General features: G+C 50.8%; 24 protein-coding genes. 21 read left to right on the top strand and 3 right to left on the bottom strand.

The features are described 5' to 3' along the window. Window positions 1–59: 59 nt before the first annotated feature. From OOT00_RS01375 to OOT00_RS01385, 3 genes are all read right to left on the bottom strand, one after another. A complete protein-coding gene (locus OOT00_RS01375) occupies window positions 60–1,334 on the bottom strand; it encodes a bifunctional folylpolyglutamate synthase/dihydrofolate synthase (protein WP_265423495.1) in 1,275 nt (424 codons plus the stop codon). A gap of 134 nt (window positions 1,335–1,468) precedes the next feature. Then, window positions 1,469–1,672 (bottom strand): 30S ribosomal protein S21, encoded by a 204-nt coding sequence (gene rpsU / locus OOT00_RS01380; protein WP_265423496.1) that lies wholly within the window; start codon window positions 1,670–1,672, stop codon window positions 1,469–1,471. A gap of 286 nt (window positions 1,673–1,958) precedes the next feature. Then, entirely contained in the window at window positions 1,959–2,630 is a 672-nt protein-coding gene (locus tag OOT00_RS01385) for an adenylate kinase (RefSeq protein ID WP_265423497.1), read from the bottom strand. 333 nt (window positions 2,631–2,963) lie between these two features. On the opposite strand from OOT00_RS01385, the gene coaE reads away from it, so the two are divergent. The 21 genes from coaE to ybaK all read left to right on the top strand — a co-directional run bounded on the left by coaE (window position 2,964) and on the right by ybaK (window position 24,358). Continuing rightward, window positions 2,964–3,593, top strand: a complete 630-nt coding sequence (gene coaE / locus OOT00_RS01390) for a dephospho-CoA kinase (protein WP_265423498.1) — start codon at window positions 2,964–2,966, stop codon at window positions 3,591–3,593. A 309-nt stretch (window positions 3,594–3,902) separates the two neighbouring features. Further along, complete coding sequence (rho, locus tag OOT00_RS01395) at window positions 3,903–5,150, top strand: transcription termination factor Rho (protein ID WP_265423499.1); 1,248 nt, start codon at window positions 3,903–3,905, stop codon at window positions 5,148–5,150. A 31-nt stretch (window positions 5,151–5,181) separates the two neighbouring features. Further along, on the top strand, window positions 5,182–5,400 hold the full coding sequence (gene rpmE / locus OOT00_RS01400) for a 50S ribosomal protein L31 (protein ID WP_265423500.1): 219 nt from the start codon (window positions 5,182–5,184) through the stop codon (window positions 5,398–5,400). A gap of 114 nt (window positions 5,401–5,514) precedes the next feature. After that, complete coding sequence (prfA, locus tag OOT00_RS01405; protein ID WP_265423501.1) at window positions 5,515–6,582, top strand: peptide chain release factor 1; 1,068 nt, start codon at window positions 5,515–5,517, stop codon at window positions 6,580–6,582. After that, entirely contained in the window at window positions 6,569–7,468 is a 900-nt protein-coding gene (gene prmC, locus OOT00_RS01410; protein ID WP_265423502.1) for a peptide chain release factor N(5)-glutamine methyltransferase, read from the top strand. The genes prfA and prmC overlap by 14 nt, the downstream gene beginning before the upstream one ends. Before the next feature lie 171 nt (window positions 7,469–7,639). Beyond that, complete coding sequence (gene rpsB / locus OOT00_RS01415; protein ID WP_265423503.1) at window positions 7,640–8,488, top strand: 30S ribosomal protein S2; 849 nt, start codon at window positions 7,640–7,642, stop codon at window positions 8,486–8,488. 104 nt (window positions 8,489–8,592) lie between these two features. Further along, window positions 8,593–9,189 (top strand): translation elongation factor Ts, encoded by a 597-nt coding sequence (gene tsf / locus OOT00_RS01420; protein WP_265423504.1) that lies wholly within the window; start codon window positions 8,593–8,595, stop codon window positions 9,187–9,189. Between the two features lie 4 nt (window positions 9,190–9,193). Beyond that, on the top strand, window positions 9,194–9,907 hold the full coding sequence (gene pyrH, locus OOT00_RS01425; RefSeq protein WP_265423505.1) for a UMP kinase: 714 nt from the start codon (window positions 9,194–9,196) through the stop codon (window positions 9,905–9,907). 139 nt (window positions 9,908–10,046) lie between these two features. Continuing rightward, complete coding sequence (frr, locus tag OOT00_RS01430; RefSeq protein ID WP_265423506.1) at window positions 10,047–10,604, top strand: ribosome recycling factor; 558 nt, start codon at window positions 10,047–10,049, stop codon at window positions 10,602–10,604. Next, entirely contained in the window at window positions 10,594–11,334 is a 741-nt protein-coding gene (gene uppS, locus OOT00_RS01435) for an undecaprenyl pyrophosphate synthase (protein WP_265423507.1), read from the top strand. The genes frr and uppS overlap by 11 nt, the downstream gene beginning before the upstream one ends. Before the next feature lie 101 nt (window positions 11,335–11,435). Next, on the top strand, window positions 11,436–12,242 hold the full coding sequence (locus OOT00_RS01440; protein ID WP_265423508.1) for a phosphatidate cytidylyltransferase: 807 nt from the start codon (window positions 11,436–11,438) through the stop codon (window positions 12,240–12,242). 1 nt (window position 12,243) lies between these two features. Then, window positions 12,244–13,398: a 1-deoxy-D-xylulose-5-phosphate reductoisomerase gene (locus tag OOT00_RS01445; RefSeq protein WP_265423509.1), complete on the top strand. Its 1,155-nt coding sequence runs from the start codon at window positions 12,244–12,246 to the stop codon at window positions 13,396–13,398. Between the two features lie 110 nt (window positions 13,399–13,508). Then, window positions 13,509–14,849, top strand: coding sequence for an RIP metalloprotease RseP (gene rseP, locus OOT00_RS01450; protein WP_265423510.1), 1,341 nt, complete (start codon window positions 13,509–13,511; stop codon window positions 14,847–14,849). Between the two features lie 115 nt (window positions 14,850–14,964). Continuing rightward, entirely contained in the window at window positions 14,965–17,970 is a 3,006-nt protein-coding gene (locus OOT00_RS01455) for an AIR synthase-related protein (protein ID WP_265423511.1), read from the top strand. Then, entirely contained in the window at window positions 17,967–18,770 is an 804-nt protein-coding gene (gene purQ, locus OOT00_RS01460; RefSeq protein ID WP_265423512.1) for a phosphoribosylformylglycinamidine synthase I, read from the top strand. The genes OOT00_RS01455 and purQ overlap by 4 nt, the downstream gene beginning before the upstream one ends. A gap of 104 nt (window positions 18,771–18,874) precedes the next feature. Further along, on the top strand, window positions 18,875–19,072 hold the full coding sequence (locus tag OOT00_RS01465; RefSeq protein ID WP_265423513.1) for a hypothetical protein: 198 nt from the start codon (window positions 18,875–18,877) through the stop codon (window positions 19,070–19,072). Between the two features lie 395 nt (window positions 19,073–19,467). Continuing rightward, the gene (locus tag OOT00_RS01470) at window positions 19,468–20,424 is read left to right on the top strand and encodes a formylglycine-generating enzyme family protein (protein ID WP_265423514.1); all 957 of its coding nucleotides are present in this window, start codon (window positions 19,468–19,470) and stop codon (window positions 20,422–20,424) included. 101 nt (window positions 20,425–20,525) lie between these two features. Then, complete coding sequence (locus OOT00_RS01475; RefSeq protein WP_265423515.1) at window positions 20,526–21,890, top strand: YjgN family protein; 1,365 nt, start codon at window positions 20,526–20,528, stop codon at window positions 21,888–21,890. Next, the gene (locus OOT00_RS01480) at window positions 21,890–22,921 is read left to right on the top strand and encodes a M48 family metallopeptidase (RefSeq protein ID WP_265423516.1); all 1,032 of its coding nucleotides are present in this window, start codon (window positions 21,890–21,892) and stop codon (window positions 22,919–22,921) included. Before OOT00_RS01475 ends, OOT00_RS01480 begins: the two co-directional genes overlap by 1 nt. Window positions 22,922–23,341: 420 nt before the next feature. Further along, window positions 23,342–23,812, top strand: coding sequence for a hypothetical protein (locus tag OOT00_RS01485; protein ID WP_265423517.1), 471 nt, complete (start codon window positions 23,342–23,344; stop codon window positions 23,810–23,812). Between the two features lie 78 nt (window positions 23,813–23,890). Continuing rightward, complete coding sequence (gene ybaK, locus OOT00_RS01490; RefSeq protein ID WP_265423518.1) at window positions 23,891–24,358, top strand: Cys-tRNA(Pro) deacylase; 468 nt, start codon at window positions 23,891–23,893, stop codon at window positions 24,356–24,358. The last annotated feature ends 42 nt before the right edge of the window (window positions 24,359–24,400 follow it).

Here is a 24,400-nt window from a genome sequence, read left to right on the forward strand (position 1 = left end):
CTTTATGTCTATACCCTTTCCCGATTTGTCCGGCAAGTGCGGAGCATTCATTCCTTGTATCAGAAAGGGAGGATGCCCTCATTCATGCCCCGGAGAATTTCACCTGCCAGATAAAGAGAACCCGCTATACAGATGGTTCCGTTTGCTGGGGTTATGGAAATGGCCCGGGCCAGTGCCTCTGGCGCATCCAGTAAGGTTTCACTGTGTTTTCCCTGGAAAATGTCGGCAAGGGCAGACGGATGAAGGCTCCTTGAATTTTGGGGGCGGGTCAGGATAAATTTGGAAAAAAGGGGGGTGAGATGATGCAGAATGGAGACGGCATCTTTATCTTCGAGGACCCCGAAAACCAGTGTTCTCGGCTCAGAGGTCTTTTGCCTGAGATAGGCGGCCAGAGCTTCAGCGGCTTGAGGGTTGTGGGCACCGTCAAGAAGAATGAGGGGAGAAGTGGCCAGTGTCTGCAGCCTTGCGGGCCACTTTCTGGCCGTCAGGGCTTTGTGGAGGATGGTCTCATCAAGGAGGACCGGCGTTGTCATAAGGGAAGTAATGGTCTCTACTGCCGCAATGGCTATGGCCATGTTGTCTGCCTGATGTTCACCCTCAAGGCCGGGGTGCAGGTCTTTGAAGATGGTTTTTCCCGTGTATATGTACCGGGAGTCCCTGGTTTTTTCCGTGCAGAAATTCTGTCCCATGACGAACAGGGGTGCTTTGCAGTTTTCTGCTTGCCGGGTGATGACATCCAGTGCTTCCGGTGCAAGGGATCCGGCTATTACGGGAATGCCGGGTTTGATAATGCCGGCTTTTTCGGAAGCAATGGCGGCCAGGGTATCGCCCAGAAATTCTTTGTGATCCATGCCAATGCCGGTGATAACGCAGAGGGCAGGGTGGCAGGCTGTGGTGGCATCCCATCGGCCTCCCATGCCCGTTTCCATAACAGCCATATCCACACGACTGCGGGCAAAATGGAGAAAAGCCATGGCTGTGGTGAATTCGAAAAAGGTTGCGTTCTGCTCTCTGTCTGCAGCCTCAATCCTTGTAACCAGATCGTTTAGGCTTTGGTTGTCTGGAGTGGCTCCGTTAATTTGAAAACGTTCAGAAAAATGTACAAGATGGGGTGATGTGTACAGGCCCGTCCGAAGGCCCGCAGCCTGAAGTATGGCGGCTATGAGGGAAGCCACGGATCCTTTTCCGTTGGTCCCTGCTACATGGATGACGGGGAAGTACTGCTGTGGATCCCCTAAATGGGCAAGCAGTCTGGTAATGCCTTCCAGGCCGGGACGGATACCCAGCCGCTGGCGCTGGAAAAGATGGGAAAAATGAGGTGTCATATCTGTCATGGGAGCTTTCCGGTTAAGGGAAAATAGAAAAACCCGGACAGAACCCTCTTAGGGAATCTGCCGGGTCAGAAGCACTCGCATGATCAATTGCTTTAAAAAACAGTTTTAAAGCAATGAATTATCCGGGCCGAAAACTACCGCTTAAACTTGCGTGCCGCAGCGATCCGCTGACGGCGTTGTGCTTCCCGCTGTTTGCGGCGTTTGTATTCGCTGGGTTTCTCATAACTCTTTTTGAGTTTGAGCCGTTTGAAAAGGCCGTCGTTCTGAATTTTTTTCTTCAGAATCCGCATGGCCTTTTCGAGGTCGTTATCCACAACACGCACTTCGATTTCCTTCACGGTACATCGCCCCTTTCTTTCCGCAACTCAGAATAAGGAAATAAATCTCAGAGTTCGGGTATTGAATACCTTTTAAAAATTATTAAAAATTCAGTTGTCTGAAAGACGACATCGGAAACGCCAAAAGCTGAATATGTAAAAAACCGAAAATGTATATCGGGTTTTTGGTGGGGTGTAAAGAAAATAGTGGAAAGCTGTTAGCTTGCTGTGCCTTTATGGCTGACCGCCGGGGCCGGATTCCAGGATTGTGGTGCAGGGGAGCGGTTTCCTCCTGCACCGGCAATCATTAGAGCTGGGCTACAAGGGCATCCGTTACTTCGGGAACGCTTTTGGAACCATCCAGCACAATGTACTTTGTTTCGCCTTGGGCTGCCAGGTCTCTGAAGTAGTAGGCGGAGGCAAGGGTACCCTCCTTGGGATCGTAGTAAATGTCATGACGCTTGTCGATGGCAGACTCATCAATATCATCGGTACGTGTGGAGAGGGCTCCTCCGCATACCCGGCATTTGCCGTCTTTGGGCGAGATGGCGGGTATGTTGACATTGTTGGGGTGGTTGGGGTCGTTTTCACAGAGGCGACGACCCGTAAGGCGACCCTTGGCAATTTCACGATCAAGCTCAATTTCCACAACATAGTTGAGCTTGATACCCGCTGCTTTCAGGGATTCATCCAGTTTTTTAGACTGGACAGGTGTTCTGGGGAAACCATCCAGCAGCCATCCGTCCTTGCAGTCTGGCTGCTGAAGACGGTCAAGAATCATGGGTATGGTGATATCGTCGGGGACCAGGTCTCCTGCGTCTATGAAGCTTTTGGCTTTTTTGCCTAGCTCGGTGCCACCCTTGATGTTTTCACGGAAAATGGCCCCGGACTCAATGTGGGGAACGGTGTATTTTTCTTTGAGAATGGCACCCTGGGTGCCTTTGCCGCTGCCATTGGGTCCAAAAAAGAGAATGTTCATTGGAAAAGCTCCTTTCAAAATAAAAAAATGGTAAGAAGACACTATGCTGATAATACAGCTCGGGGTATGAATGCATTCCAGAAAGGTTTCATATCCTTTAGGCTGGAGAAAAAGCCAGATTTTCAGTCAGCACTACCTATTAGAACACCGGTCGATTGTCAAGTTACGAGCTGTCTCCTTTCTGGAAAATAAACATATTTTTTAAAAAAAAACTTGCGCGATGATCGAAGAACCGGATATGGGGAGTGAAACGTGTTAAGATTTTCAGAAAAATGGAGAACCGCTTCGGTTTTCGGTACTTCATTCGGATGGGTGTCCGTCAGAGGGAAGGGGATGGATAAAAGGGTAGTGAAAATAGCCGTTACCGGTGGACCCGGTTCGGGTAAATCTTCGGTCTGTCGCCTTCTGAAAGAGTTTGGTTTTCCGGTTGTGGATCTGGATGTCCTGTCACGGGAGGCTGTAAAGCCTGGAATGCCTGCCTATCATGCCATAGTGGCAGATTTTGGCCCCGCTGCAGTGGGAGAGGGTGGCGTTCTGAACCGCGGATGGCTGAGGGAGCGTATGACCCGGGAACCGGGTGCAAAAGCACGGCTGGAGGCGGCTGTCCATCCGTCGGTATATCGGATGCTTGATCAAGAGGTGGAACGGTTGGCAGCCGGTGGGGCGGAAACGGTGGTGGTTGAATTCCCCCTTCTTTTTGAAACGAAGAGAGAATCTTATTTTGATAAGGTTCTTGTGGTTTTTGTGCCACCGGAGGTGCAGCTGGTAAGGCTGATGGCAAGGGACGGTGTGGGGCGGGACTCTGCAAAGGCTCTGATCCGGATACAGATGCCCCTTGAGGAAAAGGCCAGAAGGGCGGATCTGGTTCTGGATAACTCCGGTTCGCCGGAAGCAGTTGCCCGTAGTGTCCGAGACTGGGTGGAAAAGGGAGAACTTTCCGTTGAAGGGATGAAATTTCCTTGACCGGAAAAAGTCATTGGGATATTCATTAAAAACTATTGCTTTCTGATCAGAGCGATAGGGGATATGGCTTTCTGATGCATTTCCTGCCTTGAACATTTTTTACCCACGGATCATCGCTACGCTCCTGATTCTTTTCGGAACAAACTGAATCGATTTTCGACGCGTTTTTCCTTAAACAGAAATAACGGGTATTATTCCGGCCGGAATGGTTTTTTTTCTGCGCCTGCGGCCCCGAATTCCCCCCGGCAGTCTGGGTAGCATGCCTTCCGGAAGGGACATCCATACATTCATCTTAAGGTGTAAGGGTTCATGAACATCACCGAACTTAAGGAAATGAAGATTAAAGATCTGACCCGGCTTGCCAAGAAATTTAATATTGATGGCGGGGCGGGAATGCGGAAGCAGGAGCTTATTTTTGCTCTGCTTCAGGCTCAGATCGAAAAAAACGGGCTGATATACGGGGAAGGAACTCTGGAAATTCTGCCCGATGGCTTCGGCTTTCTTCGTTCTACGGATTGTAATTATCTGCCGGGACCTGATGATATCTATGTTTCGCCTTCTCAGATCCGGCGGTTTAATCTTCGAACGGGAGATACGGTTTCCGGTCAGATCCGGCAGCCGAAAGAGTCGGAACGTTATTTTGCCCTGCTGAAGGTGGAGGCTATCAATTACGAAGATCCTGAGGTTGCCAGGGAAAAAATTCTTTTTGATAACCTTACTCCTTTATATCCCGATAAGAAAATGATGCTGGAGGGTGCCAGGGATAATTATTCCATGCGTATCATGGACATCCTTACACCTATCGGGTTTGGACAGCGAGGCCTGATCGTTTCTCCACCACGGGCCGGCAAGACGGTTCTGATGCAGAATATTGCCAACTCCATCATCGCCCATCATGATGACGTGGTTCCCATCGTGCTCCTCATTGATGAGAGGCCGGAGGAGGTGACGGATATGGCCAGGAATGTCAATGCCGAAGTCATCAGTTCCACCTTTGATGAGCCTGCGGAGCGTCATGTGCAGGTTGCGGAAATGGTAATTGAAAAGGCAAAACGTCTTGTGGAGCACAAGAAGAATGTTGTGATTCTGCTGGATTCCATAACCCGTCTGGCAAGGGCGTATAACTCCGTTATGCCTCCTTCCGGAAAAATTCTTTCCGGTGGTGTGGACTCCAATGCCCTGCACCGTCCCAAACGGTTTTTCGGTGCAGCCCGCAACGTGGAAGAAGGCGGAAGCCTTACCATTATTGCTACGGCACTGGTGGAAACGGGCAGCCGGATGGACGAAGTGATTTTCGAAGAGTTTAAAGGAACGGGTAACATGGAGCTGGTGCTGGACCGTAAGCTTGCGGATCGCAGAACCTATCCGGCCATTGACATTAAAAAATCGGGTACGCGCAAGGAAGATCTCCTTCTGTCTCAGGACGTGATTAACAGGGTGTGGATATTGCGCAAGCTTTTAAGTTCCCTGAATTCCATTGACAGCATGGAATTTTTGCTCGATAAGATGACCGGAACGAAGAATAATCAGGACTTCATGAATTCAATGAACGCATAATTGTATCCCTTGGGATCATCAGGAGTTGACGATGAAAGAAGGTATTCACCCCGCATACGAGATGACAACCATTACCTGTGCCTGCGGTAATGTTTTTGAGACCGGTTCTACCAAAAAAGAGATCCGAGTGGAAATCTGTTCTGCCTGCCATCCGTTCTTTACGGGCAAGCAAAAGCTTGTGGATACGGAAGGCCGTATCGACCGTTTCCGTAAAAAGTATGGTAACTATCAGCAGCAGATGGGCAAATAGCTTGTCAGTATAAAAAACCCCGCGATGTTTTGCGGGGTTTTTTTCTTGGGAAGGACTACCGGCATGGGCCGGTTTTCTTTTGGGGAAAAATGGAAGAAAAGACAGGGTGCGGGGATGTTTGAAAAGCTTGCGGGAGTGGAAGACCGTTTTGTGGAGTTGGAGCGCCTGATGAGCGATCCGGCGGTTCTGGCGGACCGCGAACGGTATCAGAAGTATCTGCGGGAACATGCGGAAATTTCTGATCTTGTGGAGGGATTCCGGCACTATCGGGAAGTTGTTCAGGAACGGCATGAAAACGAGTCTCTCCTCCGGGATCGGGACCCGGAAATTCGGGAGATGGCAGAGGAGGAGTCGCGCCGTCTGGAGTCTCTGGAAAAATCCCTTGCGGACACCCTGCGTATGCTGCTTATTCCCAAAGATCCCAATGACGGTAAAAACATTATTCTGGAAATCCGTGCCGGAACGGGCGGGGACGAAGCCGCTCTTTTTGCGGGAGATCTGTTCCGCATGTATGCCCGTTATGCGGAAAGTGCCGGTTGGAAAATAGAAATACTTGACTCCAATGAGCCGGACGTTGGCGGTTTCAAGGAGGTTGTGGCTATGGTTCAGGGCCGCGGGGTTTACTCCGTTATGAAGTATGAATCCGGAATCCACAGGGTTCAGAGGGTTCCGGCAACGGAAACCCAAGGCCGGATTCATACATCCGCTGTCACTGTTGCTGTTCTGCCTGAGGCGGAAGAGGTGGATGTGCATGTGGATGAAAAGGACCTGAGAATTGATACTTACCGGTCCCAGGGGGCGGGTGGGCAGCACGTCAATACAACGGATTCTGCGGTCCGTATTACCCATATCCCCACAGGGATTGTGGTGCAGTGCCAGGATGAAAAGTCTCAGCATAAAAACCGGCTCAAGGCCATGCAGGTCCTGAGGGCGAGAATGTATGATGCCATGGCTCAGGAACAGGCGGCAAAGCGATCGGCAGACCGGAAGGAACAGGTGGGGACCGGAGACCGTTCCGGCCGGATCCGAACCTATAATTATCCTCAGGGGCGTGTGACAGATCATCGTATCGGTCTGACCCTTTATCGTTTGGAATCCATACTTCAGGGTGATATGGCGCAGCTGGTGGACGCTCTGAGAACCCATTATCAGGCGGAGGCCCTGCAGCATGGCGGGGCATGAACCGGGAAAAACAGATGTGTGGACCATTGGCCGGATTCTGCGATGGACTACGGAATATTTGGCAACCCACGGCATTGACAGTCCCCGCCTGACCTCAGAAATGCTGCTTGCCCATTGTCTGAAGGCCTCCCGTATCGATTTGTACATGCGATTTGATGAGCCTTTGAATCAGGAAGAGCGAGCCGTTTTCCGGGATCTTGTCCGCCGTCGTACGGGACGCGAGCCCGTGGCCCATATTGTCGGTGAGCGCAGCTTCTGGACGCTGGATCTTGCCTCCGGTCCAGAGGCTCTGGTGCCGAGACCGGATACGGAAACCCTTGTAACGGAAGCGCTGAAGTACCTGCCTGAAAACCATAGGGCGAAGGTGCTGGATCTGGGTACAGGTACCGGTTGCATTGCTCTGGCTCTCGCGACGGAAAGACCTCTGTGTCAGGTAGTGGCAGCCGATCTTTCCCTTGCTGCATGCGGTCTTGCCATGCGTAATATTCGAAGGGTTGGTTTGGAAGGACGTGTTCTGCCTGTTGTTTCGGACTGGTGCGCTTCGTTCCGGCAAGAGCCTGTTTTTGATCTGGTGGTGTCCAATCCCCCCTATATTCCAACGGCTCATATGGAGGCTTTATCTCCTGAGGTAAGGGATTATGAGCCGCCCCTTGCACTGGATGGCGGAGCGGATGGCCTTTTGGCATACAGACGGCTTGCAGCAGAGGTCGGATCTGTTCTCAAACCATCAGGTATTTTGGTTCTGGAAATTGGCTATGATCAGTGCAGGGCGGTGACCACGCTGTTTGTGGATAGCGGGGATTATGAAGTTTTTCCCTGTGTGAAAGATCTGGGCGGGCATGACAGGGTGGTGGTCCTGAGGAAAATGCTTGCCCGGACGGGATGAAGTCTGATATTTATATGAGGTTTACAGGACTCTTTTTGTAAAGGGTTTTTTTGATGTACTCTTACACGCTTTTGGATCTGGATCCCGGTGCCGCATGCGGTTGGATCCGGAAAGGAAGAAGGCGGAAGATCAACCAAATGAGGCGGGTTTTTCCCGCAGGAGAACTGGTACATGGCGTATGTTACAATGAAGGAGCTGTTGGAAGCGGGGGTGCATTTCGGGCATCAGACCAAACGATGGAACCCTAAAATGAAACCCTATATTTTTGGAGCGCGAAACGGAATTTATATTCTGGATCTCCAGAAGACCGTGAGAATGTTCCGCAAAGCCTATGATTTCGTGGCTGATGTGGCGGCAGCAGGAGATTCTATTCTGTTTGTCGGCACAAAAAAGCAGGCACGCGAAGCGATCTATGAAGAAGCCAACCGGGCTGAGACCTACTATGTGCAGAATCGATGGCTTGGAGGGATGCTGACCAACTTCCAGACCGTAAAGCAGAGTATTGAACGCCTGAAGTACCTGAAAGATATACAGAATGATGGCTCCATAGAGCTCTTTCCGAAAAAGGAAAGGCTTTCCATGATTAAGGATCAGGAAAAGCTGGAAGCGACCCTTGGCGGCATCCAGAACATGACCCGTCTTCCGGGCTGCATGTTTATTGTGGATCCTAAAAATGAAACCATAGCCGTCAAGGAAGCCAAGCGTCTGGGGATTCCCACCGTTGCTGTGGTGGATACCAACTGCGATCCAGATGATATCGATTATCCCATCCCCGGTAATGACGATGCCATTCGTGCCATTCGGCTGATTGCCTCCCGCATCGCTGATGCCTACATCGAGGGTCGCGGTCGCTATGAGGAAAAGATGCATGCCGTTACGGATAAAGAAGAGGGCGAAGTGTCTGTCTCTGCCGACATGAAACCAGGTGAACGCAAGGTGATTGCCGATGGCAGTGATGGTCCTGTGGTTGAGGTCATCAAAAAAAGTACCGCTCCCGTGGATGGGCAAGCCAGCGAATAAACTGGAAAATTCCTGTGGAGTATTTGTGAGAATAATGCAGCTCCTGCATGGCCGGTGGGTATGCAGGGGGCTGCAGTACATAGAGGAAAGGAAAAGTCTCTCCCATGGCGGAAATCAGCGCAGAGATGGTAAAGGAGCTTCGGGCAAAAACCGGGGCCGGTATTATGGATTGCAAGGCAGCCTTGAAAGAAACGGACGGTGATCTTGAAAAAGCCGTCGATTTCCTTCGTAAGAAAGGCCTGGCTACAGCCAAGAAAAAGTCGGGCAGAGAAGCCTCAGAAGGTCGAGTGGAGGCTTATATTCATATGGGCGGTAAAATCGGTGTGCTTGTGGAAGTGGGTTGTGAGACCGATTTTGTGGCTAAAAATGATGATTTTATTGAGTTTTGTCGGAATATTGCCATGCATATTGCAGCGGCGGCTCCCATGGGGCTGTCTTCGGAAGATATTCCAGCGGACGTCATTGCACGGGAGAAAGATGTTTACCGGGGCCAGCTCCTTGAGGAAGGCAAGCCGGAAAATATGGTTGATAAAATTGTTGAGGGAAAAATCAGCAAGTTTTTCAAAGAATCCTGTCTGCTTTCACAGCCCTATATCAAAGAGCCCAAGTTGACTGTGCAGGATGTTGTTAATGAGACTGTGGGTAAAATTGGTGAGAATATTGTGATTAAACGGTTCAGCCGTTTCCAGATTGGAGCCTGATACTTTGGAGCCCAGATATAAGCGGATATTGTTGAAGTTGAGTGGAGAAGCTCTCATGGGAGACCAGGGCTTCGGCATACGGCCGGATATTCTGCAGTATGTGGCGGAAGAAATCCGCTCGATACATGATCTGGGCGTGGAGGTTGCGGTAGTGGTCGGCGGGGGGAATATTTTCCGTGGCATCGCCGCAAGCTCCTACGGCATGGACCGGGCTGCCGCAGATCATATGGGTATGCTGGCAACGGTGATCAATTCCCTTGCCCTTCAGGGTACTCTGGAAGGTAAGGGAATGCAGACCCGTGTTCAGTCGGCCATCTCCATGCATGAGGTTTGTGAACCTTTTATTCTGCGCCGGGCTGTCCGGCACCTGGAAAAGGGTCGTATCGTGATTTTTGCAGCAGGAACGGGAAGCCCTTATTTTACAACCGATACGGCAGCCGTTTTGCGTGCCCAGGAAATCCATGCGGAAATTCTTCTGAAGGCCACAAAGGTCAATGGCGTATATGATTCCGATCCTGCAAAGAATCGGGAGGCTGTTTTCATACGGAATCTGAGCTATATGGAAGTGCTGGAGCGTCAGCTTCAAGTTATGGATATGACAGCTATTTCGCTTGCCATGGACAATGGCCTGCCGTTAAGTGTCTTTGACCTTCTGGGTAAGGGGAATGCGGTGAAGGTTGTATGCGGTGATGAAGAGATCGGTACGCTGATCCGCTGACCGGAATCGGAGGGGTGTGCTGGGAATACCCCGTCCCCATCCTAGTAAGGTGGTCTCTGAAAATTCCTGCGGGTAGAGTAGTGTGGTACTGCCCGTACACCATCAGACAACTGATCCCAAAGTAAAGAGGATAGTGAAGATGCTGGATACCGTTTTTCAGGAAACCAAAGAAAAAATGGGAAAGGCAGTTGATACTCTGAAGGGCGAGTTGCAGAAAGTCCGTACGGGGAGAGCCTCTGCCAATATGCTGGATGCTGTTCGCGTGGATTATTATGGAACGTTGACACCCTTGAGCCAGATGGCTTCCATTTCCACACCAGAAAGCCGCCTCCTTGTGATTCAGCCCTGGGATGCAACGGCCATGAAGGAAATAGAAAAAGGGATATTGAAAGCCAATGTCGGTCTTACTCCATCGAATGATGGCAAAGTGATACGGATTTCCATTCCTCCCCTGACGGAGGAAAGACGCAAGGATATAGTTAAGCAGATTGGAAAGTCCTGCGAGGACTACAAGGTGGGTATCCGTAATCTGCGCAGAGACAGTAACGAAACCCTGAAGGCATTGAAAAAAGATGGGGATATCTCTGAAGATGATATGTTTAAGGGGCAGGAGTATATTCAGAAAATGACGGATGAGCACATCCGCCAGATGGAAGACATACAGAAAGCCAAGGAGAAAGAAATCCTTGAGTTCTGATCTCCCCACAGGCTTTCAGACCGAACTTCTGCCCGTCCATGTGGCAATTATTATGGACGGCAACGGCCGTTGGGCAAAAAAACGCCTGATGAATCGGGTTAAGGGCCATGAAAGAGGTTCTGAGACAGTGCGGAGTGTTGTACGAACAACCCGTAAGCTTGGCATTCCCTATCTCAGCCTTTATGCCTTTTCCACGGAAAACTGGGAGAGGCCTAAAACGGAGGTTGCCACTCTAATGTCTCTCCTCCGTCGGTTTCTGGCTTCCGAGCGGGAGGAAATGCTTGGTAATAACATACGGCTTAATGCCATTGGTGAGCTGGACAGGCTTCCTGCGACTGTTCGTTCTGACCTCGAAGCCATGATGGTGGAAACTGCAGGCAACAACGGCATGGTACTGACTCTCTGCCTCAGTTACGGGTCCAGGGATGAATTGACGGAAGCCATGCGGGCCGTAGCCATCAAGGTTACCCAAGGGCTTCTGGATCCGGCCTCCCTTTCCAGTGATGATATTGCCCGCCATCTGTACACGGCAGATTTGCCTGATCCGGATCTGCTGATCCGCACCAGTGGTGAGCTTCGCCTGTCTAACTTCATGCTCTGGCAGCTGGCCTATACGGAGTTTGTTTTTTCACCCACCCTCTGGCCCGATTTTACAAAAGAGGAATATCTCGAAATACTGAAAATGTTTCAGGAACGGGACCGGCGCTTTGGCAGGGTAAACGATACTTGATTCCATGGGAATTCTGCCCATGGCAGCCTGTGGGATCTTCCGATGAGGGAGATCCTTTTTTTTCATCAAACCGGCAGGCCCGGTTGAAACGGAGACCGCACATGCATGGAACACGGTGGCTAACGGCCATACTGGCCCTTCCTGTTCTGGTCTGGCTGATTGCGGCCGGAGGGCCTTTCTTTTTTTTCCTTCTTCTGCTTGGTGTGGCTTTCATAGCCCAGTCGGAGTACCATCGTATCGTGGACGCAAGGGCCAGTGGAAGCAGTGATTCGGATCTGCGCTGGATTGCAAGACTTGCCATGGCACTTCTGGTACTGCTGGCTTTCTGGGGAATGACAGGTGTGCTGGCTGGCCTTATTGTGGCCTTTCTTATCCTGACAGGTCTTTGTATGGCCTGCTTCCGGAGACGGCCCGATTTGCTTACGGCCCTTCCGCTGGAGCTCCAGGGACTTTTGTGGATAGGATTTCCCCTGGCCTGCCTGGGTGCTCTGCGGGTATCGGACCATGGGGTAGCCTGGGTCTTTTTCACGCTGTTTCTCGTGGCTTCCGGGGATACGGGAGCCTACTATGCCGGCCGTTTTTGGGGCAGAAACAAGCTGGCTCCTGCCATCAGTCCGGCAAAGACCCGGGAGGGTTTTGTGGGTGGTGTGGTTCTGACACTGGTCCTGGCAGTACTGTTTAAATTGTTGTTTCTGCCCTCTTTTGCCCTTTTACCGGTTCTTTTTACGGCTCTGCTTACTTCCCTTGTGGCACCTGTGGGAGATCTCTTTGAATCCATGCAGAAAAGAATTTCCGCAATCAAGGATTCAGGCCGCCTCCTGCCCGGACACGGGGGTATGCTGGATCGCATTGACGCTTTGCTTTTTGCTGCACCTGTGGTCTTTGTCATGCGAACATGGCTGTGCTGAAATGAAAAAAAATATTTGTGTGCTTGGGTGTACCGGCTCCATTGGCCGGAATGTGGTGGAGATAGTTCAGCGGTTTCCAGACCGCTACCGCACGTTGGTTCTTGCGGCAGGGGACAATGTATCTCTTCTTGCAGAGCAGATAAAACGGCTGGAACCTGAGGTCGTTGTCGTCCGTACCGAAGCCCATGCCATGCAGCTCATGGCTATGGACTGTGCCCGCAAAGTCACGGTTCTTTTCGGAGAAAAGGGGTATGAGGCTGCGGCAACTCACCCTGATGTGGACATGGTGGTGGCTGCTATTGTGGGGGCAGCAGGCCTTCTTCCAACGGTAGCGGCTGTCAAGGCAGGGAAAGCTCTGGCCCTTGCCAATAAGGAATCCCTGGTAATGGGTGGGAAGCTACTGATGTCACTGGCGAGGGAAAAGGGTGTGGACATTCTGCCGGTGGACAGCGAGCACTCGGCTATCTTTCAGTGTCTTGCCGGTCAGCGGAAAAAGGACGTGGCTAAACTGCTGCTGACGGCTTCCGGTGGCCCTTTCCGGACCCTTGATAAAAAAAGTTTTTCTACTATTCGTCCCGAAGATGCATTGGCCCATCCTACCTGGAGTATGGGACGAAAAATTTCCATTGATTCCGCAACGCTTATGAACAAAGGTCTGGAAGTGATTGAGGCCATGCATCTTTTTTCTGTCCCCGTGGAAAAAATCGATGTGGTGGTGCACCCTCAGAGTATTGTGCACTCCATGGTGGCCTTCTGTGATGGCAGTGTAATGGCCCAGATGGGGGTGCCAGACATGAAAGGTGCCATCTCTCTTGCTCTTTCATGGCCGGAGCGCCTGCCCCTTGATTTACCGCTGCCCGATTTTTCTCGCATGAATCTGCATATGGAAAAACCGGATCTGGAACGTTTTCCCTGCCTGAGACTGGCTTTTGAAGCGGCGCAGGAGGGAGGCATTTTCCCTGCAGTCCTCAATGCGGCCAATGAGGTGGCTGTGGAAGCTTTTCTGCAGAGTCGTGTGAGTTTTACGGAAATTCCGGAGCTGATTACGGAAACTCTCTTACAGACAGAAAACCGTTTTGTCGATGATATGGCTGAACTCATAGAGGCGGATGCAGCGGCAAGGGTTCTTGCACGGTCTTTTGTTGAACGGTCCTGAGTAGGGTGCTCCTGAACCATAGTTTTGTCTTGAACCCTGTGCACCCGGTTTGAGTTGCTGGACAACAGACATGAAACTATGGTGACAACGGTTTGCAATCCGGAGGTGGCATGACCAGCCTTTTTTCTTTTCTTGTCGTTTTGAGTGTTCTTATCTTTATCCATGAGCTGGGCCATTATCTGCTCGCGCGACTGCTGGGAGTGGGAGTGGAACGTTTTTCCATAGGATTTGGTCCAAGGCTTGCAGGATGGACTTCCGGCCGAACGGATTTTCGTATTTCAGCCATACCCTTGGGAGGGTATGTGAAAATGGTGGGCGATGAGCCCGATGCAGAACTGCCGGAAGAAGACATTCCTCTTTCTTTTACCCATAAGCCTGTTTGGAAGCGAATGCTGATTGTGGCTGCGGGTCCTTTTTTTAATCTTTTACTGGCGGTGTTTTTTTTGTGGGGGCTTGTCTTCTGGTATGGACTTCCCGTTATGGATCCCGTTGTGGGAGATGTAAAGGCTGGCTCACCAGCAGCCTCGGCGGGCTTACGGGTCGGCGATCTGGTCGTGCGCGTGGATGACAGGAGTGTTGACTCCTGGGAAGAAATTCAGAAGTTGATACGCAGGGCTTCTGAAGATCAAGCCATGGTTTTTGAGGTTGACAGAGGTGATGGCATCCGGCAGGTGCGGATTTTCCCGGAACTCATGCCCACGCCCGATGCTCTGGGAGCCATGGTTATGCGTATGGGGATTGGAGCGGATCCCTTTATTCCCCCCACCATTGGATTCGTTAGTCCCGGATTTCCGGCTGCAGAAGCTGGCCTGAAATCCGGAGACCGTGTTATCAAGGTGAACGGAGCAGATTCGCCTACCTGGATGGTCATGGCCAGGAAAATTCAGGAGTCCAGCGGAGAACGTCTGATTTTGGATGTGGAAAGGGAAGGGATCCGGCTTTCCCTTGAGATGCAGACCCGCGAAGAAGTTATGGAGGATGGCCTGGGTGGAAAAATAACCCGCCATGTGGTGGGGATTGCTCCTGAGCCCTATACCCGGGCGGAAAAACTGGGCTTTCTGGGCTCTATGCTGGAGGGAACACGCCAGACCGGAGAAATTGTTACAGTTACAGGTATTGCTCTGGCACGTATGGTAAAAGGAAGTCTTTCCAGAGACAATCTGGGAGGCCCCATTCTGATTGCACAGATGGCTGGCAGTGAGGCCCGCAAGGGACTTGCCAATCTGCTGGCCTTTATTGCGGTCATCAGTGTCAATTTAGCCCTTTTGAATCTTTTGCCCATCCCCGTTCTGGACGGGGGGCATCTGATGTTTTACACCATAGAACTGCTGCGCGGTAAACCGGTGAGTGTGCGGGGGCGGGAAGTGGCCCAGCAGGTGGGGATTTTTCTGCTGTTAAGCCTGATGGTGTTTGCTTTTTATAATGATATTCTTCGTCTGTTCCGGGGCTGAAGACAGGTGGCCCGGTGGGAGGCGGCGGTGTAACTGGTAACCTTGCAGTATCTTTGTATTGCGGGTTCATTTGCCAAGACAGGATGCTGTTTTGTGAACAAGGAAGTGATAAAGCATGCAGGCAAGACTTGAAATCGCTCTGAAGCCGGATCTGGCGGATGCAGAAGGGCTGGGTGTACAGAAAAAGATAGCGGAGGTGTTCGGGATCGAACTGGATTCCGTTCGCTGCATACAGATTCTTACCTTTAATGCGGAGTTGACGGAAGCAGAGAGTACTCTGGTTATGGAGAGAATTTTTTGCAATCCTGTGAGTCAGGTGGCTTCATATACTCCCCTGGATGTGGATTTTGACGGGTGCATTTGGGTTGGATTCAGACCTGGTGTCCGAGATAATGCAGGGGCCACAGCCATGGAGGCTTTATCGGATGTTCTTGGTCGTTCCTTTGGGCCTGAGGATGTCGTTTACACATCCAAACGTTACTGCCTGAAGGGCAGGGGACTCAGTACGGAACTGATGGACCGCATGGCAGGTGAACTTTTAGCCAATGATATCATCCAGCAGTGGCGGGTGTTTATGCCCGGAAGCTGGGATAAGACGGAAGGAGTTGGCTTTGTCATACCCAGAGTGATACTGAACCATGAGCCTGAGGTTGCCCGGATTCCCATTGACAATGATGCGGCCCTGCAGTCGGTGAGTCATGCAAGAAACCTTGCCCTGAATCCCAATGATATTCCAGTGATCCGGGAATATTTTCTCCGGGAGGACGTCCAGAAGATACGTAAGCAAAAGGGTCTTGACCTGCCAACGGACATCGAGATTGAATATATTGCTCAGGGCCGCAGTGACCATTGCAACCATAATACTTTCCGGGGACTTTTCCGGTACAGGGATATGGAAACCGGAGAAACGGAAACCATAGATAATCTTTTTAAGACCTGTATTCAGAAACCTACCCTTGCCATGCAGGAAGAAAAGGACTGGGTTGTCTCCGTACTGTGGGATAACGCTGGTGCGGCACGGTTTGATGAGAGCTGGAACTATGTGATCACAGGAGAAACCCACAATTCTCCCTCCAATATGGAGGCTTATGGCGGTGCCATTACGGGGATTGTTGGTGTCTACCGGGACCCTTTGGGTACGGGTAGAGGAGCACGGCTGATCATGGGCAGTTATGGTTTCTGCGTGGGGCCTCTTGATTATGAAGGCCCCCTGAAGCCCAGGCTGCATCCCAAGCGTATCCTTGACGGTGTGGTGGAAGGGGTCAGGGATGGCGGCAACAAGTCCGGAGTTCCCACGCCCTTCGGCCAGGTGACCTTTCATCCGGGCTATATGGGGAAATGTCTGGTTTTTGTTACGGCTCTGGGAATTATGCCACGGACCGTGGCCGGAACACCGGGCCATGAGAAGACCACCTGTCCCGGAGATCTGATTATCATGTGCGGCGGACGTGTGGGAAAGGACGGTATTCACGGAGTGACCGCATCTTCGGAGACCTTCAGTGCGCACACTCCCGCAGGCCATGTACAGATCGGAGATCCCTATACGCAGAAAAAAATGCATGATTTTCTTCTGGAAGCGAGGGATGCAGGACTGATTGCCTTCATGACGGATAACGGGGGAGGGGGTCTTTCATCATCCGTGGGTGAGTCCGCTCGTTTTGCCGGTGGGTGTACTGTTGCGCTGGATCAGGTTCCTCTGAAATATGAAGGGCTTGACCAGTGGGAAATCTGGGTTTCCGAGTCTCAGGAGCGAATGACTGTGGCCATTCGTCCGGAATCTCTGGATACTTTCATGGCGCTTTCCGCAAAACATGCGGTGGAAAGCACGGTCATCGGAAGCTATACGGATACAGGATACCTTGAGATCACCTGGAAGGGCAGGTCTGTAGCCTGGATTCATATGGATTTCCTGGAAGAAGGTTTTCCCCAATGGGAGTTTGACTGTGAATGGGTTCCGCCGGGACTGCGGGGGCTCTGTGAGCCTGTGGTTGGTGTCCCTTCCGATTATGCCGGACTTTTACAAACTATTTTGGCGCGGCCCAATATGGCTTCCAAAGAATGGATTGGCAGACAGTACGATCATGAGGTTCAGGCGGGATCCGTCATTAAGCCCTTTGTAGGGAAGGGAAGGGATATCCCTTCGGATGCGGCTGTTATCCGTCCGGTGCTCAGCTCGGAGAGAGGTCTTGCTTTTACCCAGACACTATTGCCTTTTTATTCGAAAATTGACGCATGGCACATGACCACGGCGGTGATCGATGAGGCTGTGCGCAGGCTTCTTGCCGTGGGCGGAGGGCTGTCCGAGATGGGCGGAGTGGATAATTTCTGCTGGCCCGATATTCAGTTCCATCCCAGCAAGAATCCTGACGGGAAATTTAAGGCGGCTCAGTTGGTACGATCCTGTAAAGCCCTTCAGTCCATGTGTGCGGCTTATGGCATTCCTCTGCTTTCCGGGAAGGATTCCATGTACGTGGATGGCCATCTCCAGGGACCCTTTGGAGAAACCCGGAAAGTTTCCGGCCTGGAGACCCTGCAGTTTTCCGCCACAGCCATTGTAGACAATGTGAGGCGCTGCCAGACTCTGGATGTAAAGAAACCCGGTGACAGGGTATTTTTACTGGGAATTACCCGAAATGAGCTTGGTGGATCGGAATATTACGATCTTTTGGGCTACACAGGTCTGAACGTGCCGGAGGTGGATGCAGAGGCCTTTCTTGGTATGTACAGAAATTTTGAAAAGGCGATGGAGCTGGAGCTTATGAACAGTGCCCATGCGGTGGCACGCGGCGGGCTCGGAGTGCACCTTGCCTTCATTGCCATGGGGGGAGAGCTGGGTTTGGACATTGATCTTGCCAAGGCCGGGACGGACTCGGGCTTTCCTGATGGCAGGGATGATCTGCTGCTGTTTTCGGAGTCCTGCGGCCGCATGCTGGTAACGGTGGCTCCGGAAAAGGAGGAAGCCTTCCGTTTTCTTTTTGAGGGGCAGCCTTATTTCTGTCTGGGACAGGTCAGGGAAGACAACCTTTTATGCATAAAAGGGCTTGGGGGAGACAGTATCCTTTGTATTTCCACTGCCGACCTTAAACAAAGTTTCAAAAAGCCTTTCGGAGATCGGATATGACAAGGCAAGTAAAGGTTCTGGTACTCACGGGTTATGGCCTGAACTGTGATATGGAAACGGCCCATGCCTTTGAAATGGCAGGGGCTGTAGCAGACAGGGTGCACATCAATACCCTTATCAGTGGAGACGTGAAGCTCAGTGCTTATCAGATTCTTGTATTTGGGGGGGGGTTCAGCTGGGGGGATGATCATGGGGCCGGTGTCGTTCAGGCCGTACGCATTATGACGGGACTGGGTGATGCCATCCGCGATTTTATTGCTGGAGGACGTCTTGTCATGGGAATATGCAATGGTTTCCAGACCCTCGTGAATACAGGCCTTCTACCTGGATTTGATGAGAATTATACCCAGAGAGAAGTGGCGCTTCTGCACAATGACTGCGGAAATTTCAGGGATCAGTGGGTGGATCTTTGCGTTAATTCTCACAGTCCCTGTGTTTTTACGGAAGGCATGGACTCACTGCCGCTTCCCGTTCGTCACGGTGAGGGGAAATTTTATGCCGCTTCGGCTGTCATTGAAAAACTGGAAAACAGCGGGCAGGTGGTCCTTCGGTATGCACGGCCGGACGGAAAACCGGCCGAAGGGGTTTTCCCTATGAATCCAAATGGTTCAATTAATGATATTGCGGGTATCTGTGATGCATCAGGGCGGGTGTTTGGCCTGATGCCCCATCCGGAAGCCTTTACTCACCTTACCCATCATCCAGACTGGACGCGGATGAAAGCGGAGGAGAGAGCTTTTTTTGATGACCTTACACCTGGATTGCGTATTTTTCAGAATGCTGTCCGCCATTTCAGGTGATAAGTAAATTTTTTTTGTCCGGCATTGACAAAAGACCTGAAAATTGGTTCAAAATAACAAATCATAAGAATTATAACCCCCATCAGAAACAAAGGAGAAAAACTATGGAGTTCCTTCCCATCAAACCCAGTGTCCTGAATGCCCTTGTGTGGGTGGCCCTGGTCCTTGCTGTTTTGGGTTTTAATGCGGGTATCGGTACAGCGGAAGGTGCACGATATCTTATGGGTAGTGTTTTTCTTGGATTTCCTGCCTATTTTGCCAACATTCTCTGGATAGAAGGGTTTGCCCGGGGTCATCATTGATCCTTGTTCTGTGTATGCATCCAAAGAGGCCTTGCCGTATGATTGCGGAAAGGCCTCTTTATATTTGTGTGTTCAGAAATTACAGGACTATATGTTGACAAAAAATGGCAAAAAACGAAGGGTTTTGCCATTTTTTGTCAAAAAGGGTGTTTTGTAAGTCTTCCGTCTCTGACCATATCTTGAAAGAAGGGGAGAACTTACGGGAAAAAGTTTGGCCGTCAGAGGTTCTTCCGAAGAAAGCCGGAAGCCGATATGTTTGGAATTGATACTATATGATAGTAAAATGGTTTTTTATGGGAAACAGGTACTTTTATTGCAAGAGTGGCAATCCATGATTGCTGTAGCGCAATTACGGGGCATGGAATGGCCCATGCGATTTTGGGGGACTACGCGGTATGACAGCATTTACTCAGCGGCTGGCGGGCATCTTTGTCATGATATGGCTCATGGCCTGTACCGGCAGGAGTTCTCTGCCCGGATATGATGGCCTGCTGCCGGGTGATGCAGGCGAAGTAAAAGAAGAGACCGTGGTTCGGCAGGCTGGTTCGGAGCAGCGGCCTGACTCCCCCGGAGAGTCTACGCAAAGCATTTCTGATGTTGGTGAGGCTGCGGATTCCCACCAGGGTTACTTGACGAATGCGCTGGGTATGGATTTTGTATGGATTCCGCCGGGTATCTTCCATATGGGATCCCATATGGATGACCCGGACCGCTACGACGATGAGACCCGGAGAAAGGTCACCATCTCAAGGGGTTTTTTTTTGATGGCAACGGAAGTTACCCAAGGTCAGTGGGAAAAAGTGATGGGCAACAATCCCTCTGGCTTCCGTCACTGCGGATCGTACTGCCCCGTGGAAAGGGTTTCATGGAATGATGTTCAGGTGTTCATCCAAAAGCTTCAGGCCATGGATAAGGCATTGATCTATCGTTTACCTACGGAGGCGGAGTGGGAATATGCGGCTCGCGGGGGAAGTCAAACCGCCTTTGCCTTTGGCAGATGTCTCGACGCTGATGCGGCCAATTATAATGGTAGACAGCCTCTGGCCCATTGTTCCGAAGGCAGGTACAGGGAAGGCCCCACTCCTGTGGGAAGTTTTTCGCCCAATGCTTTTGGATTGCATGATATGCATGGCAACGTATGGGAATGGTGCCAGGATGTCTATGCTCCCTATGACAGTGAAAAAAGCGTGGTGGACCCCTTGTATGAAGGGCCGGGTGATGAGCGGGTGATTCGGGGCGGGTCCTGGTATGGCAGTGCCCGAAGCTGTCGTTCGGCAGGCCGGGGGCGGTATGCCCCGGACAGGGGCTTTAACAGTATCGGCTTCCGTCTTGCAGCAGAGAAGCCGGATTGATGAAGGATGGCTGCCTGTCATCGCGGCACAGAATTGGCCGTTGCCCAGGGTATAAACGGTTTTGAACTGCAGCATCCATGAAGACAAGGAAGGAAAGATCCATGTCCGGGGTTCGTTTTGATGTGGTATTTCAAGGTGTACTGGTACCGGGTTCCGATCCGGATGAAGTGGCTGATCGGCTTGCCCGCATGTTTGGTCTTGATAAAGAGGCTGCGGAGCGTCTTTTATCCAGCCGAAGGGCAGTGTTGAAAAAAGGTGTCAGTGCTGAAGCAGCTGAAACCTATGCCAATGCCTTGAAAAAAGCAGGGGTGGAGGTTTCCATTGAACCCCTTATTGAGGAGGGAGAGGCTGTTCTGCCACTTCAGTCCGTTTCAAGGGAGGCAAGTGAGGGGCACGATAACACCATAGGAGGCGGAGAAAGGACGGACAGGCCGGAGGAACGTCAGCGTCTTCCTTTTTCTTTTCATGGTACAGGGGGGGAATATTTTCGTATCTGGATTGTGAATATGCTCCTGTCCATTCTCACTCTGGGCATATATTCCGCATGGGCCAAGGTACGACGGAAACGGTACTTTTACATGAATACCCATCTGGATAAAAGAGGATTTGCTTATCTTGCGGATCCTGTCAAAATACTGATAGGCCGTATTGTGGTTGTGATTGTTTTTGCCATCTATTCCTTTGCCGGCAGTCTGCACCCCTTTTTGTCCATTGGATTTTCCATTGTTTTTCTGTTTTTTTTCCCATGGATTCTTGTCCGGTCTCTGGCGTTTAATGCCAGAAATTCAAGCTACCGCAATATCCGTTTTGCCTTCCACGGTACAGTTTGGGGTGCCGCGAAGGTGTATATTCTCCTGCCTTTCCTGAGTCTGTTCACTCTGGGGCTGTTATGGCCCTATACCCTTTACTGTCAGCATCGTTATGTTATTTCCGGTGGGGCTTACGGAGGCTCCCGTTTTTCCTTCCATGCCGGAGCTCGTGGATATTACAGAATGTTTGCCAGTATTGTACTGCCCATGCTGGCGGCTTTGGGTTTGGCTGCCGGGCTTGCTTTTCTCTTTGTCTTCATGATGGATACGGTTCTCATAAAAAGTGGACTGATAGCAATGGTTCCTTTGTTACTGTTCGTGTTTATGGCAACCTTCTATCTTTTTTTCATGGCCTGGTATGCGGTGAAAACGACTAATATTTTTTATTCTGCTGCACGACTCCGTTCCCATTGCTTAGAGGCTAATCTGAAGGTGCTGGCGTATCTCCGCATCCTTTTTGTCAATACTCTGCTGACCATGCTGACACTGGGTTTTTATCACCCTTGGGCAAAGGTTCGGATTGTTCGATACAAGGCAGAAAAAATGGCTTTTATTTCGGCAGGTTCGCTGGATGTTTTTGTGGCAGGAGAAGAAAACCGGGTCGCCTCTCTTGGGGAAGAAGCGGCGGATTTTCTGGACTTTGATTTTGGATTCTGATGAAAATTACCGGTTTTTTTTATGATGGCAGAACATCGGGCGCCAAAGAGGTCTGTCTTTTTTTTCAGGTAGACACAAAGCGTATCAGGGTTGAAAATAGCGATGGAGTTCTCCTTGCTGAGGCAGAGGCTGGGCACGTCCGCTTTTCGGAGCCCATGGGGAATACGGCCCGTAGCGTTTTTTTCCCTTGCGGCGGTGTTTTTGAAACCCGCGACAACAGGGCGGTGGAAACCTTGCAGGTCTTTTTGAAAAGTGGAGGCTTCTGGCGTTTGGTTCACTGTCTTGAATCCCGCTGGCACTGGGTATTGCTGTCGCTGGTGCTGGTTTCTTCCATTGTGTTTTTGGCATTTTGCTACGGAGCTCCTCTCGCCTCCAGAGAAATTGCCCTTCGGTTGCCTCCGGCTCTCCTTGAAAAGGTGGGAGAGCATACCCTGCATTCACTGGATACCATGTTTTTTTCTCCCTCAAAGCTTTCTCTTGAGGCTCAGAAGGAAATTTATGTAACGTTTCAGCCTCTATGGGATGCCCATCCGGATTTCCGTCTGCAGTTTCGGCGGGGAGGTCTTCTGGGAGCCAATGCTCTGGCTCTTCCGGGTAATATCATTGTTGTCACGGATGAGTTGCTGGTCCTTGCCAAAGAGAACCCGGATGGACTGGAAGGGGTGCTCGCCCATGAAGTTGGTCATGGTGTCCACAGACATGCGGCACGCCGGGTTATCCAGGACAGCTTTCTGGCCTTTTTGATTATGGGACTCACAGGAGACGGAAGCGGTGTGGCAGAGCTCTTTATGGGACTTCCCGTACTGATGACCGAACTGGCTTATTCAAGGGGTTTTGAAAGGGAGGCGGATGCCTATGCGCTGGAATGGCTGGCCCATCGGGGTAAAAGCCCTGACGGACTGGCACAATTGCTCATTCGTCTGCATGAAAATGAAAAGAGAGCAGAGACCAGGGAGGGGGCTTGGCGCGGTTATCTTTCTACCCATCCCCTTCTTGAAGAAAGACTGGAGGCACTTGGGTCAGGGCCATGAGTAATAATGAATTCTTTTACTTGATTTTTTTTTGAAGATACAGGTATCATTACTAATATTCCATCTGCAACCGGTTGCCGCTACCTGATTTTCAGGACAAAGCACAAACGTTGATTTTGATCTGTTGCCTTGCCCCCGGTGGTTTTGCGTCATCTGGTGGAAATTATTCCTGCCTTCGGTTTTTGGAAACTTTCCCATGAATGAGGGCCGGAAAAGGGTGTTGTGGTTTGGAAATCCGCTTGATCCCATTGCTGAATGGATGGCTGTTTGTGGTGAAAGTATCCGGTTTATTTTTGCTTATTTGAAAAAACTATAGAAATATTTTTTTGTGACAAGGGTATGCCATTTAATAGTAATCGCAAATTAAACAGGGCTAAAGAGCATTTTGCACGAAGGAAACCTGAGCAAAGGAGCAGGGCAATGAAAAAAATTGTATGGGCAGGATTGATGATTGTAATCAGCGCCATGTTTATGGCATCGGCTGCGATGGCAGAATCTTTAAATAAGGAAGCCCTTCAGAATCTGTATATGGAGTATTTGAAAGGAGAAGGCTACCGACCTGAAGTGGATGAAGATGGTGATGTGATGTTCAGGCGGGAGGGGAAAATTTACTTTCTGTTTGTAACGGAAGATGACTCGGATTTTTTCAGGCTGGTTTTGCCTAACATCTGGCCGATTGAAAGCATTGAGGAGAACCTTCAGGTACTTGCTGCTGCAGATTTTTCCAATGCCCTGTCCAAAGTATCCAAGGTCTATACGGTAAATGATGATGTTTGGGTGAGCATTGAAATGTTTTTGCCTTCACAGAAGGACTTCAGTCAGATATTCAGAAGGTCGATGGAAGCACTGGACAATGGCGTGGCAAATTTTGTGAGGAAGATGCAGGGCTGAGACAGGCAACAATGGTAAGGTGTTTGTGGCGTGATGCCCTGGGTCTGTCACTGAATGCAGGGAGGGTAGAAACAACACATGACGCCGGCAGTACACCGGATCCGGAAAGCTGGGGTGGCTTTCCGGATCCATGAGTATAGACACGACCCATCCTGGTCTTCCTATGGCATGGAGGCCGCGGCGAAGCTCGGTGTGGACGCAGGCCGGGTTTTCAAAACACTGCTTGTTCGTTTGGATCCATTCGGTTTTGCGCTGGCTGTTATTCCCGTAGAAGCCATGCTCAGCATGAAGTCCGTGGCAAAAGCGGCAGGATCGAAAAAAGCAGAGATGGCCCGCCCGGAGGATGTACAGCGGATAACGGGCTATGTCCTGGGAGGGGTTAGCCCCATTGGTCAGAAAACGGATCTTGTGACCGTAATTGATGCCTCGGCTGAAAACTTTGCCAGTATTTTTGTGAGTGCAGGTCGGCGTGGGCTTGATCTGGAGCTGAGTCCCGAAGATCTGAAGGCACTGACCAGTGGTACATTTGCAGGCCTTTGCCAGTAAAAGGTTTTACGGCATAAAAAAATCTGATCCCACAGATAATGC

It is taken from the genome of Desulfobotulus pelophilus (genome assembly GCF_026155325.1).
In the GTDB taxonomy this organism is placed as follows: domain Bacteria; phylum Desulfobacterota; class Desulfobacteria; order Desulfobacterales; family ASO4-4; genus Desulfobotulus; species Desulfobotulus pelophilus.

Bases quoted from the DNA above. Each gene is read 5' to 3' on its own strand.
- OOT00_RS01375 (WP_265423495.1), bottom strand. From the start codon at position 1,334: ATGACAGATATGACACCTCATTTTTCCCATCTTTTCCAGCGCCAGCGG.
- OOT00_RS01385 (WP_265423497.1), bottom strand. From the start codon at position 2,630: ATGAACATTCTCTTTTTTGGACCCAATGGCAGCGGCAAAGGCACCCAG.
- coaE (WP_265423498.1), top strand. From the start codon at position 2,964: ATGGATAAAAGGGTAGTGAAAATAGCCGTTACCGGTGGACCCGGTTCG.
- rho (WP_265423499.1), top strand. From the start codon at position 3,903: ATGAACATCACCGAACTTAAGGAAATGAAGATTAAAGATCTGACCCGG.
- rpmE (WP_265423500.1), top strand. From the start codon at position 5,182: ATGAAAGAAGGTATTCACCCCGCATACGAGATGACAACCATTACCTGT.
- prfA (WP_265423501.1), top strand. From the start codon at position 5,515: ATGTTTGAAAAGCTTGCGGGAGTGGAAGACCGTTTTGTGGAGTTGGAG.
- prmC (WP_265423502.1), top strand. From the start codon at position 6,569: ATGGCGGGGCATGAACCGGGAAAAACAGATGTGTGGACCATTGGCCGG.
- rpsB (WP_265423503.1), top strand. From the start codon at position 7,640: ATGGCGTATGTTACAATGAAGGAGCTGTTGGAAGCGGGGGTGCATTTC.
- tsf (WP_265423504.1), top strand. From the start codon at position 8,593: ATGGCGGAAATCAGCGCAGAGATGGTAAAGGAGCTTCGGGCAAAAACC.
- frr (WP_265423506.1), top strand. From the start codon at position 10,047: ATGCTGGATACCGTTTTTCAGGAAACCAAAGAAAAAATGGGAAAGGCA.
- OOT00_RS01440 (WP_265423508.1), top strand. From the start codon at position 11,436: ATGCATGGAACACGGTGGCTAACGGCCATACTGGCCCTTCCTGTTCTG.
- OOT00_RS01445 (WP_265423509.1), top strand. From the start codon at position 12,244: ATGAAAAAAAATATTTGTGTGCTTGGGTGTACCGGCTCCATTGGCCGG.
- rseP (WP_265423510.1), top strand. From the start codon at position 13,509: ATGACCAGCCTTTTTTCTTTTCTTGTCGTTTTGAGTGTTCTTATCTTT.
- OOT00_RS01455 (WP_265423511.1), top strand. From the start codon at position 14,965: ATGCAGGCAAGACTTGAAATCGCTCTGAAGCCGGATCTGGCGGATGCA.
- purQ (WP_265423512.1), top strand. From the start codon at position 17,967: ATGACAAGGCAAGTAAAGGTTCTGGTACTCACGGGTTATGGCCTGAAC.
- OOT00_RS01465 (WP_265423513.1), top strand. From the start codon at position 18,875: ATGGAGTTCCTTCCCATCAAACCCAGTGTCCTGAATGCCCTTGTGTGG.
- OOT00_RS01470 (WP_265423514.1), top strand. From the start codon at position 19,468: ATGACAGCATTTACTCAGCGGCTGGCGGGCATCTTTGTCATGATATGG.
- OOT00_RS01475 (WP_265423515.1), top strand. From the start codon at position 20,526: ATGTCCGGGGTTCGTTTTGATGTGGTATTTCAAGGTGTACTGGTACCG.
- OOT00_RS01480 (WP_265423516.1), top strand. From the start codon at position 21,890: ATGAAAATTACCGGTTTTTTTTATGATGGCAGAACATCGGGCGCCAAA.
- OOT00_RS01485 (WP_265423517.1), top strand. From the start codon at position 23,342: ATGAAAAAAATTGTATGGGCAGGATTGATGATTGTAATCAGCGCCATG.
- ybaK (WP_265423518.1), top strand. From the start codon at position 23,891: ATGACGCCGGCAGTACACCGGATCCGGAAAGCTGGGGTGGCTTTCCGG.